The organism is Streptomyces sp. SM1 (assembly GCF_002910825.1).
GTDB lineage: Bacteria > Actinomycetota > Actinomycetes > Streptomycetales > Streptomycetaceae > Streptomyces > Streptomyces okerensis.
Genome location: NZ_NEUB01000257.1, coordinates 1 through 805 on the forward strand (window position 1 = coordinate 1; position 805 = coordinate 805).

1 protein-coding gene and 1 pseudogene are annotated in these 805 nt (G+C 75.3%); both read left to right on the forward strand.

Going from position 1 to position 805, the window contains the following annotated elements; all coding sequences use genetic code 11:
- A partial coding sequence (locus tag B9S61_RS06045) for an RDD family protein (RefSeq protein ID WP_146064729.1) occupies positions 1-458 on the forward strand: 458 nt, incomplete at its 5' end.
- Positions 459-629: 171 nt separating this feature from the next.
- Positions 630-805, forward strand: a pseudogene (locus tag B9S61_RS42120) (RDD family protein); the annotation flags it as partial.

Here is an 805-nt window from a genome sequence, read left to right on the forward strand (position 1 = left end):
AGCGGCTGGCCGCCCGGCTGCTGGACACGATCGTGCTCGGCGCCGTCACCGCGGCGGCCGGTGTCCCGCTCGGCATCAGGGCCGTGGACCACATCGACGCGAAGATCGAGGCGGCCAGACTGTCCGGCGAGACCGTCACGGTCTGGCTGCTCGACGGCACCACCTCGGTCCTGCTCGGCATCGTCCTCGCCGTCCTTCTCCTCGCGGGAGTCCTCTACGAGGTGCTGCCCACCGCGAAGTGGGGGCGGACCCTGGGCAAGAAGCTGCTGGGCCTGGACGTACGGGACATCGAGGGCCACGACGCCCCGGCCTTCGGTGCCGCGCTGCGCCGCTGGCTGGTCCTCAGCGTCCCCGGGCTGCTCGTCGTCGGTGTGGTCGGCGTCGTGTGGTGCGTGTTCGACAAGCCCTGGCGGCAGTGCTGGCACGACAAGGCCGCGCACACGTTCGTCGCGGGCTGAGCCCCACCGGCCGGCGGTACCCGCACCGCCGGTACTCCTCGTGCCGGTGCCCCCACGGCCGTCACCCTGCCGCCGTCACCCCTGCCGCCGTCACCCCTGCCGCCGTCGCTCCTACTCCGGACGGCGGCTCGCCGGATGCGGGCCCGGAGCGTTCGCGGTCGACTCGGGTGCATGACCACCGAACCGCCTCCCGGCTCCGGTCAGCAGCCGCCGGACGACGACCCGTTCAAGAAGCACCCCCCACCGGGCGGCCCCGGAGCCCCGGGGTCCGGCTCCCCGTACGGCGGCGGCCCTCCCGGCGGCGGCCCTCCCGGAGGCGGCCCCTACGGGGGCGGCGCAGGCGGTGG